The organism is Kluyvera sp. Awk 3 (assembly GCF_028069715.1).
GTDB lineage: Bacteria > Pseudomonadota > Gammaproteobacteria > Enterobacterales > Enterobacteriaceae > Kluyvera > Kluyvera georgiana_A.
The window spans coordinates 14,340-31,428 of record NZ_JANEWH010000027.1 but is presented as its reverse complement, the minus strand read 5'-3'; the positions used below and the strand labels follow the sequence as shown (position 1 = coordinate 31,428).

General features: G+C 53.5%; 18 protein-coding genes. 2 read left to right on the top strand and 16 right to left on the bottom strand.

From position 1 onward, the window contains the following. From secD to queA, 4 genes are read right to left on the bottom strand one after another with little or no spacing between them, the layout of a single operon-like run. The gene (gene secD / locus NNN71_RS08230) at positions 1-1,848 is read right to left on the bottom strand and encodes a protein translocase subunit SecD (RefSeq protein ID WP_074398825.1); all 1,848 of its coding nucleotides are present in this window, start codon (positions 1,846-1,848) and stop codon (positions 1-3) included. A gap of 27 nt (positions 1,849-1,875) precedes the next feature. Beyond that, positions 1,876-2,208 (bottom strand): preprotein translocase subunit YajC, encoded by a 333-nt coding sequence (yajC, locus tag NNN71_RS08225; RefSeq protein WP_002890398.1) that lies wholly within the window; start codon positions 2,206-2,208, stop codon positions 1,876-1,878. Between the two features lie 22 nt (positions 2,209-2,230). Next, positions 2,231-3,358, bottom strand: a complete 1,128-nt coding sequence (tgt, locus tag NNN71_RS08220) for a tRNA guanosine(34) transglycosylase Tgt (protein WP_012133574.1) — start codon at positions 3,356-3,358, stop codon at positions 2,231-2,233. 55 nt (positions 3,359-3,413) lie between these two features. Then, positions 3,414-4,484, bottom strand: coding sequence for a tRNA preQ1(34) S-adenosylmethionine ribosyltransferase-isomerase QueA (queA, locus tag NNN71_RS08215; RefSeq protein ID WP_202216351.1), 1,071 nt, complete (start codon positions 4,482-4,484; stop codon positions 3,414-3,416). A gap of 91 nt (positions 4,485-4,575) precedes the next feature. On the opposite strand from queA, the gene acpH reads away from it, so the two are divergent. Both acpH and NNN71_RS08205 read left to right on the top strand, forming a co-directional pair. Beyond that, on the top strand, positions 4,576-5,157 hold the full coding sequence (gene acpH / locus NNN71_RS08210; RefSeq protein WP_271458288.1) for an ACP phosphodiesterase: 582 nt from the start codon (positions 4,576-4,578) through the stop codon (positions 5,155-5,157). A 171-nt stretch (positions 5,158-5,328) separates the two neighbouring features. Then, a complete protein-coding gene (locus NNN71_RS08205; RefSeq protein ID WP_064547849.1) occupies positions 5,329-5,931 on the top strand; it encodes a peroxiredoxin in 603 nt (200 codons plus the stop codon). A 59-nt stretch (positions 5,932-5,990) separates the two neighbouring features. Here NNN71_RS08205 and NNN71_RS08200 read toward each other — a convergent pair whose 3' ends face one another. The 12 genes from NNN71_RS08200 to NNN71_RS08145 form a co-directional block, all read right to left on the bottom strand. Further along, positions 5,991-7,859, bottom strand: a complete 1,869-nt coding sequence (locus NNN71_RS08200; protein WP_271458287.1) for an amidohydrolase — start codon at positions 7,857-7,859, stop codon at positions 5,991-5,993. A 19-nt stretch (positions 7,860-7,878) separates the two neighbouring features. Then, positions 7,879-8,385 carry an antibiotic biosynthesis monooxygenase gene (locus NNN71_RS08195; protein ID WP_271458286.1) on the bottom strand — a complete coding sequence of 169 codons (507 nt, stop codon included), beginning with the start codon at positions 8,383-8,385 and terminating at the stop codon, positions 7,879-7,881. A gap of 120 nt (positions 8,386-8,505) precedes the next feature. Then, on the bottom strand, positions 8,506-9,075 hold the full coding sequence (locus NNN71_RS08190; protein WP_234507981.1) for a recombinase family protein: 570 nt from the start codon (positions 9,073-9,075) through the stop codon (positions 8,506-8,508). A 97-nt stretch (positions 9,076-9,172) separates the two neighbouring features. Next, entirely contained in the window at positions 9,173-9,571 is a 399-nt protein-coding gene (locus NNN71_RS08185; protein ID WP_271458285.1) for a tail fiber assembly protein, read from the bottom strand. Then, positions 9,571-10,245 (bottom strand): phage tail protein, encoded by a 675-nt coding sequence (locus tag NNN71_RS08180; RefSeq protein WP_271458284.1) that lies wholly within the window; start codon positions 10,243-10,245, stop codon positions 9,571-9,573. Before NNN71_RS08180 ends, NNN71_RS08185 begins: the two co-directional genes overlap by 1 nt. A gap of 11 nt (positions 10,246-10,256) precedes the next feature. Beyond that, on the bottom strand, positions 10,257-10,835 hold the full coding sequence (locus NNN71_RS08175; RefSeq protein ID WP_271458283.1) for a YmfQ family protein: 579 nt from the start codon (positions 10,833-10,835) through the stop codon (positions 10,257-10,259). Then, positions 10,820-11,896 carry a baseplate J/gp47 family protein gene (locus NNN71_RS08170; RefSeq protein ID WP_271458282.1) on the bottom strand — a complete coding sequence of 359 codons (1,077 nt, stop codon included), beginning with the start codon at positions 11,894-11,896 and terminating at the stop codon, positions 10,820-10,822. The genes NNN71_RS08175 and NNN71_RS08170 overlap by 16 nt, the downstream gene beginning before the upstream one ends. Further along, on the bottom strand, positions 11,886-12,338 hold the full coding sequence (locus NNN71_RS08165; protein ID WP_271458281.1) for a phage GP46 family protein: 453 nt from the start codon (positions 12,336-12,338) through the stop codon (positions 11,886-11,888). The genes NNN71_RS08170 and NNN71_RS08165 overlap by 11 nt, the downstream gene beginning before the upstream one ends. Beyond that, a complete protein-coding gene (locus NNN71_RS08160) occupies positions 12,335-12,877 on the bottom strand; it encodes a phage baseplate assembly protein V (RefSeq protein ID WP_271458280.1) in 543 nt (180 codons plus the stop codon). The genes NNN71_RS08165 and NNN71_RS08160 overlap by 4 nt, the downstream gene beginning before the upstream one ends. Continuing rightward, a complete protein-coding gene (locus NNN71_RS08155; protein ID WP_271458279.1) occupies positions 12,868-13,971 on the bottom strand; it encodes a phage baseplate assembly protein in 1,104 nt (367 codons plus the stop codon). Before NNN71_RS08155 ends, NNN71_RS08160 begins: the two co-directional genes overlap by 10 nt. Beyond that, positions 13,971-15,239, bottom strand: a complete 1,269-nt coding sequence (locus tag NNN71_RS08150) for a DNA circularization protein (protein ID WP_271458278.1) — start codon at positions 15,237-15,239, stop codon at positions 13,971-13,973. Before NNN71_RS08150 ends, NNN71_RS08155 begins: the two co-directional genes overlap by 1 nt. Then, the gene (locus NNN71_RS08145) at positions 15,239-17,017 is read right to left on the bottom strand and encodes a phage tail tape measure protein (protein ID WP_271458277.1); all 1,779 of its coding nucleotides are present in this window, start codon (positions 17,015-17,017) and stop codon (positions 15,239-15,241) included. Before NNN71_RS08145 ends, NNN71_RS08150 begins: the two co-directional genes overlap by 1 nt. Positions 17,018-17,089: the final 72 nt, after the last annotated feature.

The window sequence follows — 17,089 nt, the reverse complement described above, 5'->3', positions numbered from 1 at the left end:
TCAGATTGACAGCTTGTTGATGCGTTTGCCGCCATACAACAGGTTTACGATGGCACGCGTACCGACAATCGCGGTAAACATCGACGTCGCTACACCGATACCGGTAGTAATTGCGAACCCTTTAATGGCCCCGGTACCGACGGCATACAGGATCAGGACTTTAATCAGCGTCGTAATGTTCGCATCAAAGATGGAGCTAAACGCGCCGGCATAGCCTTCGTTGATCGCCTGCTGCACCGAACGCCCGTTGCTCAACTCTTCTTTGATACGTTCGTTGATCAGAACGTTCGCATCGACCGCCACCGCAAGGGTTAACACAATCCCCGCAATCCCCGGCATACTTAACGTCGCGCCCGGAAGCAGCGACATAATGCCGACAATCAGCACCAGGTTTGCAATCAGCGCGCTGGTCGCAATCAGGCCGAACTTCTTATAGAAGAAGATCATGAACAGGATAGACACCACCAGACCGGCCAGACACGCTTCCAGGCCCTGCTTGATGTTCTGCATACCCAACGTTGGGCCAATGGTACGTTCTTCGACGATCTGAATTGGCGCAATCAACGCACCCGCACGCAGCAGCAGCGACAGCTGACGTGCTTCGTTCGGGTTGCCAATACCGGTAATACGGAAGCTGTTACCCAGACGAGACTGGATATTGGCGATGTTAATCACCTCTTCCTGTTTCACCAGCACCGCACGACCGTTCGCGTCTTTCTTACCGCTGTCTTTGTACTCCACAAACAGGGTCGCCATCGGCTTGCCGATATTGTCCTTGGTGAAGTTAGACATGATGTTGCCACCCGCGCTATCGAGCGAGATGTTCACCTGCGGCTGGTTGTATTCATCCTGGCTGGAAGTGGAGTCGGTGATATGGTCACCGGTCAAAATCACACGTTTGTACAGCACAACCGGCTGACCTTCACGCGTGTTTTTCACCTCAGAGTCGCCAGGAATACGGCCAGAAGCGGCGGCAGCCTGATCGACGTTGGTGTTCACCAGACGGAATTCCAGGGTCGCCGTCGCGCCGAGAATTTCTTTCGCGCGAGCGGTATCCTGGATACCCGGCAGCTCAACCACGATGCGGTCAGCGCCCTGGCGTTGAACCACCGGCTCAGCCACGCCCAGTTGGTTAACACGGTTACGCAGAATGTTGATGTTCTGCTGAACCGCATATTCGCGTGCTTCACTCAGACGTGCGTCGGTCATAACCGCGCGCAGCGCCGTGCTGCCCTGGCTGGTGATAACCATATCGCGGTGACGCGGGGTCAGATAAGCGATAGCCTGATCGCGCGCGTTAGCATCGCGGAACGTGATGCTCAGACCATAGTTATCTTCTTTGCGTACGTTGGAATACGGAATGTTTTTCTCACGCAGATCGCTGCGCAGACTGTCGATATTTTGTTCCTGCAATTTGCCCAACGCGGTGTCCATATCCACTTCCATCAGGAAGTGAACGCCGCCACGCAGGTCAAGACCGAGCTTCATTGGCTCTGCTTTAATCGCAGCCAGCCAGCGCGGTGTTGCCGGAGCAAGGTTAAGCGCCACAACATATTTGTCACCCAGCACGCCCATCAGCGCTTCACGCGCGCGCAACTGGATGTCGGTGGTGTCGAAGCGCGCAAGAATAGCGCCCTCTTCCAGTGCCACAGACTTAGCGGTGATTTTTTCTTCTTGTAACGTTTTCTGGACCTGGATCAGCGTTTGCTCACTGGCGGCGACGCCGCGCACGCCAGTGATTTGAACGGCCGGATCCTCACCATACAGGTTGGGAAGCGCATACAGCAGACCGACGACAATCACGACGATCAGCATGACATACTTCCACAAAGGATAACGGTTTAACACGGCAGTTCCCTTTGGGAAAACGGAATATTACAGCGCCTTCATGGTGCCTTTCGGCAGAACGGCAGCTACGAAGTCACGTTTGATAACCACTTCAGTGGTGTCGTTCAGCGCGATAGCAATGTAGCCAGTTTCCGCTACTTTGGTTACACGACCGACCAGGCCACCGTTGGTCAGGACTTCATCGCCTTTCGCGATGGAGTTCATCAGGTTCTTGTGCTCTTTGGTGCGCTTTTGCTGTGGACGCAGGATCATGAAGTAGAAAATCAGACCAAATACCACCAGCATCAGAATCAGAGACATCGGGCTGCCCTGCGCCGGAGCACCTGTTGCCGCTACCGCATCAGAAATAAAAAAGCTCATTAAATTTCCCTCATTATTAAAATTAATCAACGTTCAAAGGTGGAACGGGTCGCCCCTGACGTTGGTAAAAATCGGTCACGAAGCTCTCTAATTTACCCTCTTCAATAGCCTTGCGTAAACCAGCCATTAAGCGCTGATAGTAGCGAAGATTATGAATGGTATTGAGGCGCGCGCCCAATATTTCGTTGCAACGGTCAAGATGATGCAAGTATGCACGCGAATAATTGCGACAGGTGTAGCAATCACACTCAGCGTCGAGCGGGCTCGTGTCGCTTTTATGCTTAGCATTGCGGATTTTTACCACGCCGTCGGTCACGAACAGATGACCATTACGGGCGTTACGCGTTGGCATAACGCAGTCAAACATGTCGATACCACGACGTACGCCTTCAACCAGATCTTCCGGTTTGCCAACGCCCATCAGGTAGCGCGGTTTGTCAGCAGGGATCTGCGGGCAAACGTGCTCCAGGATGCGGTGCATGTCTTCTTTCGGCTCACCGACCGCCAAACCGCCGACAGCGTAGCCATCAAAGCCTATCTCTACCAGACCTTTAACAGAGATATCGCGTAAATCTTCGTAAACGCTACCCTGAATGATGCCAAACAGCGCATTTTTATTACCGAGGCCATCAAAGCGGTCGCGGCTGCGTTTTGCCCAGCGCAGCGACATCTCCATGGAGCGCTTCGCGTAGTCCCAGTCCGCCGGGTACGGCGTACATTCGTCGAAGATCATCACGATGTCGGATCCGAGATCGTACTGAATCTCCATGGATTTTTCCGGATCGAGGAAAATCGGATCGCCGTTGATCGGGTTGCGGAAGTGTACGCCCTGCTCGGTGATCTTACGGATATCGCCCAGGCTGAAGACCTGGAAACCGCCGGAATCGGTGAGGATCGGCCCTTTCCACTGCATGAAATCGTGCAGGTCGCCGTGCAGCTTCATGATTTCCTGGCCCGGGCGCAGCCACAGGTGGAACGTGTTGCCGAGAATAATCTGCGCGCCGGTGGCTTCAACTTCTTCCGGCGTCATGCCTTTCACGGTGCCATAGGTACCGACAGGCATAAAAGCTGGCGTTTCCACTACGCCACGATCGAAAACCAGGCGGCCGCGGCGAGCGCGACCGTCTGTGGTGTCCAGTTCAAATTTCATCTTAACTCCTGCGTCAGAAAAACAGTCCGACGTTTTAAATACTCATGTCGCGGATTTATTCCCCGACACGCTCAGAAATAGCCTGCGGATTGTACGTGATAAACATGGCGTCGCCGTAACTAAAAAAGCGATATTTTTGTTCTACAGCAGCCTTATAGGCATTCATGGTGTGCTGATAGCCGGCAAAAGCGGAAACCAGCATAATCAACGTCGATTCCGGCAGGTGGAAGTTGGTGACCAGCGCATCAATCACCTGGTATTGATAGCCCGGGAAAATAAAGATCTGCGTATCGCCAAAGAACGGGGCAATCAGTTCATCTTTTGCCGCCTGCGCCGCGCTTTCCAGCGAGCGTACGGAGGTGGTGCCGACCGCAATCACGCGGTTGCCGCGCGCTTTCGCCGCCAGCACGGCGTCAACCACCTCTTGCGGCACTTCGGCGTATTCGGAGTGCATGATGTGATCTTCAATGCTGTCCACACGCACCGGCTGGAAAGTACCTGCGCCCACGTGCAGGGTCACAAAGGCCATTTCGATGCCTTTCTCGCGCAGTTTCGCCAGCAGCGGCTCGTCAAAGTGCAGACCCGCCGTCGGTGCCGCAACAGCGCCCGGCTTTTCGCTATACACGGTCTGGTACAGCTCGCGGTCGGCGTCTTCGTCCGGACGATCGATGTACGGCGGCAGCGGCATGTGGCCGATCGCATTCAGAATATCCAGCACGCTACGCTCGTCGTCGAACTCGACTTCAAACAGCGCGTCGTGGCGCGCGACCATCGTCGCTTTAATGCTCTCGTCGTCGCCCAGCAGCAGCTCGGCGCCCGGCTTCGGCGCTTTAGAGGCGCGAATATGTGCCAGAATACGTTTATCATCCAGCATACGCTCGACCAGCACTTCAATCTTGCCGCCGCTGGCTTTACGGCCAAACAGGCGCGCCGGGATCACGCGGGTGTTGTTAAAGACCAGAAGATCGCCAGGGTTGAGCTTGTCGAGCAAATCGGTGAAAGTACCGTGCGTCAGCGCGCCCGTCGGCCCGTCCAGCGACAGCAAGCGACAGCTGCTACGCTCGGCTTGTGGATAGTGGGCAATCAGGGATTCAGGTAGTTCAAAGGAGAAATCGGCAACGCGCATGACTGTGACTCTGGGCTTAATAATGAGGCGGGTAGTCTAGTGCCGGGGCGTCGTCCCTGCAACCCTTACCCCTCTGGATAAACGTTTAACAATGAATTTTCTCGCTCACCTGCATCTCGCACACCTCGCCGATAGCTCGCTGTCGGGCAATCTGCTGGCCGATTTTGTGCGCGGCAACCCGCAGCAGGACTATCCGGCCGCCATTGTTGACGGTATTCATCTGCATCGCCGCATCGACGTGATGACCGACAACCTACCGCAGGTGAAAGAGGCCCGCGAGTGGTTTCGTCCCGAGACGCGCCGGGTCGCGCCAATCACCCTTGACGTGATGTGGGACCACTTTCTCTCCCGCCACTGGACGCAAATTTCACCCGATATCGCCCTGCCCGATTTTGTGCGCTATGCCCATGAGCAGGTCATCACTATTCTGCCCCTGGCTCCGGCGCGCTTTATTACCCTGAACGAGCACCTGTGGTCGGAACGCTGGCTTGAGCGCTATGGCGAGATGGCGTTTATCCAGCGCGTGCTGAACGGCATGGCCAGCCGCCGGCCTAAACTCGATGCGCTACGTGATTCATGGCACGACCTCGACGCCCACTATACCGCCCTGGAGACCCGCTTCTGGCAGTTTTATCCGCAAATGATGCGCCAGGCGAAAAACAAAGCGCTGTAGGCCTTGCGCTCTGGCCGGGAAGCGCTATTCTTAAAAACTTGGAAAAAATAAATTATTGATAGGTAAAACCTAATCAATTAATCGTCATAGCCTTTTTGTATTAGCCGCTTACCCTCCCTATACTGGCCCGCGTTGCGTTCCATTAACCTTATAAATTCAAAGGAGAACCCCATGGTTCTGGTTACTCGTCAAGCGCCTGACTTCACCGCAGCTGCGGTACTGGGCAACGGTGAAATCGTTGAGAAATTCAATTTCAAACAGCACACCCAGGGTAAAGCTACCGTTCTGTTCTTCTGGCCGATGGACTTCACCTTCGTCTGCCCGTCTGAGCTGATCGCCTTCGACAAACGTTACGAAGAGTTCCAGAAGCGCGGCGTTGAAGTGGTTGGCGTCTCCTTTGACTCCGAATTCGTTCACAACGCATGGCGTAACACCCCGGTCGACAAAGGCGGCATCGGTGCAGTGAAATACGCAATGGTTGCTGACGTTAAGCGCGAAATCCAGAAAGCTTACGGTATCGAACACCCGGACGAAGGCGTTGCGCTGCGCGGCTCCTTCCTGATCGACGCTAACGGTGTTGTTCGCCACCAGGTGGTTAACGACCTGCCGCTGGGCCGTAACATCGACGAAATGCTGCGTATGGTTGATGCGCTGCAGTTCCACGAGCAGCACGGCGAAGTGTGCCCGGCGCAGTGGGAAAAAGGGAAAGAAGGCATGAACGCTTCTCCGGACGGCGTGGCTAAATACCTGAGCGAGAACGTCTCCAGCCTGTAATCGGCTCGCGTTCTGCTAAAAAGGCTCGCATTTTGCGAGCCTTTTTTGTTATCGAAAGATTAGAACGAGAAGCAGGAACAGCCCAGCGCGCCCCAGAAGGCGCGGTCATCAGATACCGGCACGCCGGATTTACGCGCCAGATCGTGCTGATGCCCATGCACGCCGCAGCTGCCGCAGCACTGGTGCATCTGCACTACCGCGCCGATATGATCGGAGCCCGGAGGCGCTGAACGGTAGTGCCCCGGCACTTTGACCACCGGTGACCACTCCGGCAGCACCGGAATGGGCGGCGGCGCCAGCGGGGTAAAGTGCCCGGCGGCGTACACCACGCGGCCATCGACAATCGTCATTACTGACTCAATCCCCTTAATCTCCTCTTCCGGTACGCTGAAGTAATCCTTCGACAACGCCACCAGATCCGCCAGTTGCCCGGCGGCTATACGACCTTTTTTGCCCTGCTCGCTGGAGAACCAGGCGCTACCCGCCGTCCACAGCTCCAGCGCCACGTCGCGCGGCAGGCGATTTTCGTCGTCGTACATCGCCAACCCGCCCACGGTTCGCCCGGATACCAGCCAGTACAGCGCCGTCCACGGGTTATAGCTCGCCACACGCGTAGCATCGGTACCGAGACCAACCGGCACCTCCATCTCCAGCATCTTCGCCACCGGCGGCGTGTGTTTCACCGCGTCTTTCCCGTAGCGATCGACAAAGTATTCTCCCTGGAAAGCCATCCGGTGCTGCACCGCAATGCCGCCCCCCAGCGCTTTCACTCGTTCGATATTACGTTCGGTAATGGTCTCTGCGTGGTCAAAGAACCAGTGCAGACCGTTAAACGGAATTTCGCGGTTCACCTTCTCAAACACATCGAGCATGCGGCTGATGGATTCATCATAGGTGGCATGCAGGCGGAACGGCCAGCGGTGCTCAACCAGATGACGCACCACGCGTTCCAGCTCTTCTTCCATCCCTGGCGGCAGATCCGGACGCGGCTGCAGGAAGTCTTCAAAATCGGCTGCCGAAAACACCAGCATCTCCCCCGCCCCGTTGGCACGATAAAAATCCGTACCCTGCCCCGGCTTGAGCATATCGGTCCAGCGCTCAAAGTCGTCCAGCTCCTGCTTCGGACGCTGGGTAAACAGGTTGTAGGCGATACGAATGGTCATCTGCTTGTTAGCATGCAGCTGTTCGATAATTTCGTAATCTTCCGGGTAGTTCTGGAAACCACCACCCGCGTCGATGGCGCTGGTCAGGCCCAGCCGGTTGAGTTCGCGCATAAACTGGCGGGTAGAGTTCACCTGCTGCTCCAGCGGCAGTTTCGGCCCTTTCGCCAGCGTAGCGTAAAGGATCATGGCGTTTGGTTTAGCGATCAGCATCCCGGTGGGGTTGCCGTTGTTATCGCGAACGATCTCGCCGCCCGCCGGTGCCGGCGTCTCTTTGGTATAGCCGACGGCTTTCAGCGCCGCGCGGTTGAGCAACGCGCGATCGTAGAGGTGCAGCACAAACACTGGCGTATCCGGCGCGGCTTCATTCAGTTCTTCCAGCGTCGGCATACGGCGTTCGGCGAACTGGAACTCGCTCCAGCCGCCGACAACGCGCACCCACTGCGGCGACGGCGTACGGTCGGCCTGCTCTTTCAGCATTCGTAGCGCATCCGCCAGCGACGGCACGCCTTCCCAGCGCAGTTCAAGATTGTAGTTCAGACCGCCGCGAATCAAGTGCAGGTGCGAGTCGTTAAGCCCTGGCACCACGGTGTGGCCATGAAGGTCGATAATCTGCGTGCCTTCGCCCGCATAAGACAACATCTGCGCGTCGCTACCGACAGCGAGGATTTTGCCATCGGCGATCGCCAACGCTTCGGCGCGCGGCTGTTGCGGGTCCAGAGTATGAATCTGCCCCTGAGTTAAGATCAGTGTGGCTGTTTGTGACATAACGTTCTCCTTGGCCAGCTCAGGCTTTTTTTAGCCAGCCGGCAAACAGGCGGGTCACGATGGGCATCCAGAACCAGACCACCAGCGCGACCACACAGGCATCGTTGAGAAAATGCAGCAACAAGGTTCCCTTTAACGAGGGCAGCAGCGCGCCGGTAATGGCGGGCACCAGGTTAGTACTGGGGAAAATCACCAGCAGCGTTATCAGAAACTGTTTCCAGCGTTTCGGCTGGCGGACATGCGCTGCGGGCGGCGTAAACCAGAAGGCGGGTTCGGTACGAATTTCAGTGTGATCGCCTTCGCCGAGCAATGGCGCAATCTCATTTACCAGCTGGCGACGGACGTCAGACTGAGTCCAGGCGTAAAGATGCTCGAGGGTGTCAAAGCGAATAATAATATTCCACGCCGTCTGCCCGTCGGCTGGGCGAATCACGTTCGCGCCCAGGTGGCCGGGGTAGCTCGCCGCCACGGGCATAATTTCGCCCAGCCAGGCTTCATATTGTGCGACGTGTGTAGCGCGGCGCATAAACTGTGAAACTTTGACAGCTAAAATTGGATCACCGCAAGCGTTCTAACTTTAAGTGACATTGAAACAATTATGGATGTTAGTCATGTAGCCGCCGGTAAAGCGGCCACATGAAATTGATCACAAACCAGGAGAGACAGACATACTGCTGGGGAATTTTTTGTAAAGAGTAGATATACCTATTCCATATTGTGCAGACACTTCCTTGTGAGTTTTACCGGACTTCAGAGCTGACTCGCATCTGTTCCAGTCGTCATCTGTAAACTTAGGCCTACGGCCACCAACACGCCCTCTAGACCGAGCAACAGCAAGTCCCGCCAGAGTTCGTTCACTATTGAGATCGGACTCATATTGCGCCGCAGAAAGAATATTGCGGAAGTTATAGCGCCCACTGGCGGTGCTCAGGTCAACGCCATCCGTAATAGATCGGATGTTAACATTGCGCTCGGCCAGACTCTGAAACGTCAATAGAGCATGAAGAACATTGCGTCCAATACGATCCAGTTTCCAAATGACCAGCTCATCACCAGGCTCTAGCATCTCAACCACTTTCTTCAATATCGGTCGATTCGTCTTACGGCCAGAAGCCTTTTCCTCAAAAATTAACTTACAGCCAGCAGCTCTGAGCGCCTGCATCTGAAGCTCGGTGTCCTGATGGTTACTTGATACTCGTGCATACCCAATAATCATGAAGTGGTCTCCCGCTCATCTGACAATTCGTCAGTTGAACCAGGTTACCAGGTTTTCTCATTTGACGAAGAAATTCGCTGGTGCCCACTAAAGGTTCCTATGTAGGTACCGGTGGCCATACAATGTCTGGTGCCGTTGATATATCAACACGCATAAGGAGTACGCGGTATTTCTTCCACTCTACCAGGGCGACTACTTCTTCTTCCGTAGCTATCACCGCATCTACCGCATCCTGTCGCCACGCGATTTCAGAATCAGACCTCGCTCGTAATACGCCGCGTTCATATTCAGCTTGTGCAATCTGTTGCTCGTGAGTGACTGGTGGCGCAGATATGTTTTCAACAGCAACAGGAGCTCCATCCCTGTCTATAATAATCAGCCCTCGCCCTTGGGCATCCAGCAGCGCCGTATATTCAGTATCGCTAATGAAAATACCTCCGTTATCAGAGACAGAAAACGCATACCGCCCGTCGATTGAGTCATATTTCGCAAACATCAGTAATCCCCCCATGCAATCCATGAAAAGTTAAGTGGTACATAGGCTCCACCGGCAATTTTTGTTGTCACTGAAAATCCAGTGTTAGTGGGAAGGTCGTTTAACGTTGTCAGCGTCACACCGTTTGAATCACTACCAGTCAGCAAAACGACAACGTTACCGGAGAATGCCTGCGGAAACGTAATTGTCGTTGCACCAGCGGCGTTAGTTATTGAGCTGCCGCGCTGAGTCATTTGCCGACCTGGGAATTTGTAGAGATTATTCGAATATGAAAAACCAAGGTCTGAGAGAACACCTGCGGCATCGCTACGGCTAAGCAGCGTTCTGGCGAAGGCTGTAAGGTCAGCTAAGGCTGCAGCTTTCGGGCCAGTGAAGTACGGAAGTTTGTTAGCAGCGCCAGTCAGTGCGGCTAGCGCACCAAGTGAATCAGTTTTAGAAGCAAACAGGGCCGTCATCGCCTGGTAGAGCTGGGTATGGGCAGTCTTATCTGGCGAAATCCCCGCCTGTGAGAGGATATTCAGCAGCTCTGACTGAAAAATATTAAACCAGTCAGGGCCGGGATATGTTGGTGGAACACCATTTCCACCTTCAGTGAAAAACGTTGGTGTAGTACTGACTACCGGCCCCGGTGCAGGCATAACAGGAACGGCTGAATTATTATCAACAAAATACATTGCTGAACTCCTTACAGATAAAAGTAATCGTAGTTGGTGCCGGCAAGACGATATTTCGACAGCACACACTCAAGGTTACTGGCGCGATTATTTAGCAATGGTGTCATGCAGCCATCCATACAGGTAAAACGCCCGCCTGTAATATTCAGGACGTCTATTTGCAGTAACCATCGGTAGCGAGATGGATACAAAGGATGCATGCAACTGCGAAGACAGTGATGAGGCAGAAAAACCCGAACGTTTACGGTAAACCCCAACGTTCTGGCCATATCCTCAATCTGCCATGGAGCAAGACCACCTTTACGGTGATATTTTTCGACCACAGCTGAGCGACGATCCTCAAAAGTTCCGGAGGGTAAATTACATTCCGGCAGCTCGAGATAGTTTTCCCAGTCCTCCAGCAAGAGTGCCGTCGTTGCCGGGCGCATTTCATTCAGTAACACATCTCCGGATGATTCAACACGGCTTAAACGGCGTGCTAATGCACGTAAAAAACGCGTTAAATCGGCATTTTTTTCACGTGGCCAGGCCTTGCCTCTGGGCATGACCTGTTGAAGAGCGTAAAGCCAGTCGTCTATGGAGTGAGCCATGTAATCACCCCGATAGTAATAAGCTCGCTCGTAGAAGCCGCGATGTCGGCAGAGACTGACAGGACATAGTCAGTCACTCCAGTGGCCGTGCCAATTGAGGTACGTAAAGCAGAGACACTCAACGTTTGTCCGGGAGAAAGAGTCTTCTGCAGAGCGGTAAGATTGGACTGAACGGCGGCCCGCGTAGTGGCATTATCCGGTGTCAGTTTTATTGACATAGGTACAGGCTTTAGAGCCAGTACAACGGGCCAGACCTCAATTCCACCAGGCTTACCCACGTAGTTACCAGTTGCAGGATCTGCATGTCGAAAGAGATATGTTTCCATAGCCGCTCTGTCTGCCGCCGTCGGTGTAATATCTGCTCGCTCATCATAGACCCACGCGATACCTACGGTTGAACCGCCATGCCACGCATCAAAACACCAGGCTCGACTGACACCAGCCATCTCGCGTGCCCATATAACATAATCATGAACAGCACCGCCGACAGGCGGATTTCGTTTGCGAAAGAGAAGACGATCCAGCAGTTCAGCAATTGGCTCAACATCAGCACCGCCGGTAATACCGGCTGCATCTACAACACCGGTACTACCTGTTCCTGGCAGCGGAGAAAGTAGCGTCAGCGATTCGCCTGCCGCGAGGTTTCCTGCCACGCCTGCATCATCAGCCTGAATCTGTACAGTGACGACACCTGAAACAGGTTGGCCTGAACTGGTGACGCGATAGACCACACTGGCGGCCGTTTGCATTTCAGTATCGACAGGTAGTGCTGAAGCGCTGGTAAATACCGCTGGACCGGTGGCAAAGGAGGCTTGTTTACGGATGACGCCCTCTGAAGTCGCCGTATCAATAATGGTCTGGTCTTCTGATTTTTGGGACGGAATAATCTGGTCCACAATCCAGCTTTGGTGATCGTATAAATCCCGCACCTGGCTGCTGACAGAAATATTAATGGCATTCTCAACACCAACGGGGGGAAGCGATTGAATACCCAGCTCAATCTCAATATCTTTTTCACCGTCGGAAATAATCTTGCTCAGGGCAGGAACGTTATACGGCATTAGCAGCAGCCTCCCAGCGTCGGCTCAGCTCGATGGTGAGCATAGATTTATCAGGACGGGTCAGGGTTACCGTGAAGTTGATACGGTCATCGGTGGCAATAGTGGCGTCTACATTGGCAGTACGGGCATAACCTGAGCGCAGCAAAGGCTGCATAGAGAGACGGGCATAATCCTCGACGCGCTGGCGGACAGGTTCGGTCAGCTTTTCCCGCTCGAGCAACCAGAGTTTAGAGCCCCAGGGTGAATCACTGAAGGTGTCACCAGGCCAGCCGCGCGGGTCGCCAGAGCCATCAGAAATCTCATCGGCGGCATCAGCCCGGGCATCGGTGAATAAACAGATAAGGACTAAAGTAACAAGCCCGTCGTCGAGCGACAGGCCGTCATGTTGGATGGTAATATCACCGTGTGATAATAGATTTTTCCAGCTCAGTCCGATAGTCATAAGGGTGCAGTTGTATCAGCATTGTCGCCATCCTTATGAATATGGTTGAGGAAGGATTTACCATTAATAGTAACATCCTCGGTGAATTCAGTAGGACCGACGAATTTAAGTTGAGCGCTATTAATCTCAAATAAATCGTCAGCGGTGTAATTTACCAATTTCCCTCTTACGTCGATTATTCCGCCTTTCTTCAAAATAATCATTGACTGGCCGTCCTGATGATAAAGACAGACATCGCCTGATGCTAGCCCTTTCGGGCGACAGCGTTTATCTTCGACTGCGATTGCCACCAGACTCTCACGACGGCCACCAACGGCGAGAACAATGGCTTCGCTGCCGGCAGGAGGGACAGAGGTAAATCCGTACTGCTGAAAACGCTCAACGTCGTCGTTGGTTGCATCTGCAAGTGACTGCACCTGCAGGTTCTGGCGGCCAAAACTGTCAGTCACGATACGCACGACAGCACGGTCAACGAGAAGACGCAGGCGTCGCCCAATCTGATTCAGCGCACGGCTGAAGTTTGCCGGATTTAGTCCCATGTTGCGGTTACCTTTGCTTTACTGCCTTTTTTACCTTTCCCCTTTGCCTTTGTTTCCGGAAGATCAAGTGATTCAGGTGGCACCAGGGCGAGTACAGCGATGCGGCCGCCGTCGCCTTCGGTAAACGTGACGGACTTAATCAGCCAGGTAGTATCGAGGTTCTGAACCGGATCTCGAATATCGGTCAGGAGGTTAGCTTCCCAGAGCGGGCCGCTATCGCCGCTCTCACGCCAGCCAGCGACGGTGATTTCGGTGGTATTGGCTTCACCCATCATGCGGGCTTTATACCAGTCGCCGCGTGTACTGGCACCGCCAACTGTCAGACTGTCTTCATTCACCAGTATTTTCGGTCGGTAGCGGTTAATCTCATCGTCATCAATACTGACCTGTCGGCCGCCAATAACCTTTGCAGGCTGGTCATCCCATGTTGCACCGCCAGCGCTGGAACTGCCTTTGATGATGTACTGACTGGCACGCTCACGCCAGCTGAAGCGGCCACGAGCGGCAAGGATATTCTCGCCGAGTACCAGCGCTACCGAAGCGCGTCTTTTGGAGGCCCGGGTAATGACGAGATTGCCATCAGCGTTAGAAGTGAGTAGCACGCCACGCTGTTTTGCCAGCCTGTCGAGCAGTTCAAAACCCGTTTCACCCTGTTCCAGCACCACACTCGGGAAGGCTTCACCGGTGTCAGTCTCATTGATAACAGTGATACCGTAGGGCTTCGCAATCTCAGCGGCCAGCTGTTCGAGACGAATACCTTTCCACTGCCCGGACTTATGCACCACTGAGCTGTCCACCAGATCGCCGGTCTTGCTTCGCCCCATGACCCGGATAGAGACGTTTTCAGCGTCATAGCTCGGAATAAAATCATCGATATAGCCCGTTATCACCTTGTCGTTCCCGATTAACACCGTACAGGGTAGGCCTTCTTTGATTGTCCGTGGCGCAGCTGCTGACCACTGCGTTGTGATTGTCAGATCAAACTCACCGGCTATCGCATCCAGCGAACTGGTGACAGACATGTCAGTCCAGCCCTCCCACTGCTCGCCTGCCACGGTGAGTACTACGGCTTCTTGTGCCTGCGGATAATCCATTACTCGATAACCTCAATCGTGGTGGACGGAAGAATAAAGGAAGGGTCGCGCAGTCGGTTCCGGGAGACGATAGAATCCCTGTTTTCGGTATTACCGGTTTCGCGCCATGCCAGTAGGGCGGCAGCCGTGGTCACTGAGCAATTTAGCTCGCGAGTATCAGGTAACCTTGCACCACGAACGCGAACATCATTAACCACGGCAAAACGTAAATCTCGAAGCGTATGCCAGAGTTCCCGGTTGCCGCTCTCAACCGCCGCAACTGCCTGTTGGGATAGCTGTATCGCCAGTGAATTCCCGGCAGAGGTCGCTTCTGATGCCGTAGTAAAACTAATCGTGGCTACCGCCTCAGCCTGAGCAACCAGTGCTGTGATGATCACCATCTGGCGAAAATCAGTAATATTGGTCAGCATTGTTTCTGATGGCGTGATGACAGAGGCCGGGACACTGCTGGCCATACCGATAACGCCATTTGCTGGCGAGCTTGCCACCACCTGCATATCACCAGGAAGGCTCTTTGTGGCGGAGCGAGCTGCACGATCACCATCCCATTGGCTGCGCAACTGGTCATAAACACGTAACGACCATGGCGGTTCACTCACAATGTCGCGAATACTGCTGGTCAGATTGGTGAACTGCCGCACCAGTTCACCAGGTTTAGCAATGATGATCCCAATCTGGTCCTTAAAGCGGCCTGCACGATCAACCCAATCGGTCAGCGCGGAGGGAAATGTTGGCAGGTTCATCACCAGCCCCTGCATATCATCGAGCAAGGTATCAGTCATATCGCCAAGACCATCAAGCGCGGCAAAGTAATTGCCGTTTGCCATTGCATCTTTAACAGCATCGGCCGCGCTCAGTGACGTCTGGCTGGTATCTTCTTTGGCTGAGGGAAAGAGACGTTCCCCGGCTTCGAAGACTTCAAAGTTAATGAAGGCAATCCCACCTTCTTCAGTGCTAAGTCGGTGAGAAACTTTACCAACCTGTACTTTCTGAATACCAAACCAGGGGTGAACAAGCTCACCCGGGCCAGGTGTATTAAGCACCTTTAACAACGCCTCTAACTGTTTTTGATAATCCTTTCCGAGCAACTTGCCATTAATTTGTTGCTGGGTCAGAACAGCACCATTATCTTCAGTCCAGCCCGTTTCTTTTTTGGGATAGGCGCGGGGGATCGCGCGACGGCCGCTGGTGCCTTCATTTTCAACCAGAAAAAAGGCAACATTTCGGAATGATGCTTCACGAAGGTCTTCCCATTTACCCGTTGCCATCAGTTCTGCTCCACATTAGATACCCCAGACTGGGCGCTGAGGGTAATGCCAGGCTGGTCCATCCTGACGCTTTTCACTCTCGCATCACCTTCAACAACCACACGAATTTCTCCCTTCAGAGACTGAGGAACGGAAGGATAAGCTGATGCTTGTGGCTGGAGATTCGCCCACGGTTGTGGGTTAGCTATTTGCGGCTCGTTAGCCGTGCTGGTGAACCAGTCTTTTACATCGTTCCACATGGTGCGACGATTATTATTATTTTGAACCCTTGTTAATAGTTCATTTCTCTGCGCTTCAGTTTCTGGAAATGGCATAATCGAAGCGAGTTCGCTGGCCGTTGAAATAGCTGTTGTTACTAATCCAGAATGAATTGATTTAGAATTTTTTTCAGGACCTGTTGGTAAATCAGAGTTTCCATTACCTCCCATCCCATCCTTACCCATATTCACAACGTAAACTGGCATTACACCGGAACCAAAAACATCAGCAACACCACCCGGAATGCCTTTCCCTTTACCACCACCAAAAATATCCACCACGCCTTTACCTAACTGGAAGGCTTTGCGGGCAGCAATAATTCCCCCGACTGCGATCGTGATATTTTTGCCTATCTCCAGCCAATTCTGCACAGTATCTTGGTCTACCGAGTTCAGGGCATCGGCCAGTTCCTGCACGGGCTTTGCAAGGTTGCTATTAGCAAACTTTTCCCATGTTGTACTTAAACTCTGGATAGCGGAGGTAAAATCCTGGGCCGCATAAGCGGCGTCATCGAGAATACCCTGACCATCAGCAACAACTGACTGATACCGTTTAAGGTTCTCGGCACCTTTACCGGACGTTACGCTACTGATTAAAAGGATACTGTCCTGGTTAAAACCAGCTCCCAATAAACGGGCATTTTGTTGTTCAGCGCCTTTGCTGCCAGAACGTTTGGCAATCTCCTGCAGGAGAACAGGCAAGGCCCGCATCTGGCCCTCTTTATCAAAGACATTAATGCCATTACTTTTGAGTGTCTTCACGACCTTCGGAACCTGAAGATCTCGAATCAGGTTTTCTACTGCTGTAGCTGCAGTATCTCTATCGCCGGTCACATCGATAGCGGATTCAAGTGCGACACCTACATCTTTGATACCTGCTACGCCTTTTCCGCCCGCAGCTGAGTACATGGAAAGCGCACGTACACCTTTTTCAGCGATGTCCTTTAATTCAAAAGCGCCCTCTTTACCCAGCTTATTCAGGGTATCCATCGCTTCCAGCGTCTGCTTTTCAGACGTCAGCTGATATTTAGGGAATTGGGCAAACAATCCCCCAATTGACTCACCAGAACCACCCGATGCGGCGATTGAAGCGGCGAGGTTATTCTTATTCTTAAAGCCAAAGTCAATATCGCCAGTTACCGTGCCGATTTTTTCGACGGCACCGATAACTTCGCTGTCATCGACTTTGAACTTGATGGACGCATCCTGCATACCACTGAACATCTGCGCCATCTCAGCGCGGGTTTTCTCCGCAGCTAGGCCCATACGTGTAATACGGCGGTCAGTCTGGGCAAATTCCCTCAACATTGCACCGCCAGCAAAGCCAGCAATCATCCCGGTATAGCGGTTTCCCAGCGCATCTAGCCCACGCCCTGCAGCAGCAGTGGTCGCCTTAACGACAGACATTGCCCGCTCATTACGGCGGGCAAACTCGGACATGTTGGCACCGTACTGGCGAGCTTTAGCTGTCAGGTTCCCGGCCAGATTAATCAGTATTTCAGTGGTGAGGCGGCTTGCCATGTTGCTTCCTCAGTTGGTCTGTCAGACGAAGCAGTTGCCGCAAGGGCAACTGCTGCAGGTAAGTGATATCAA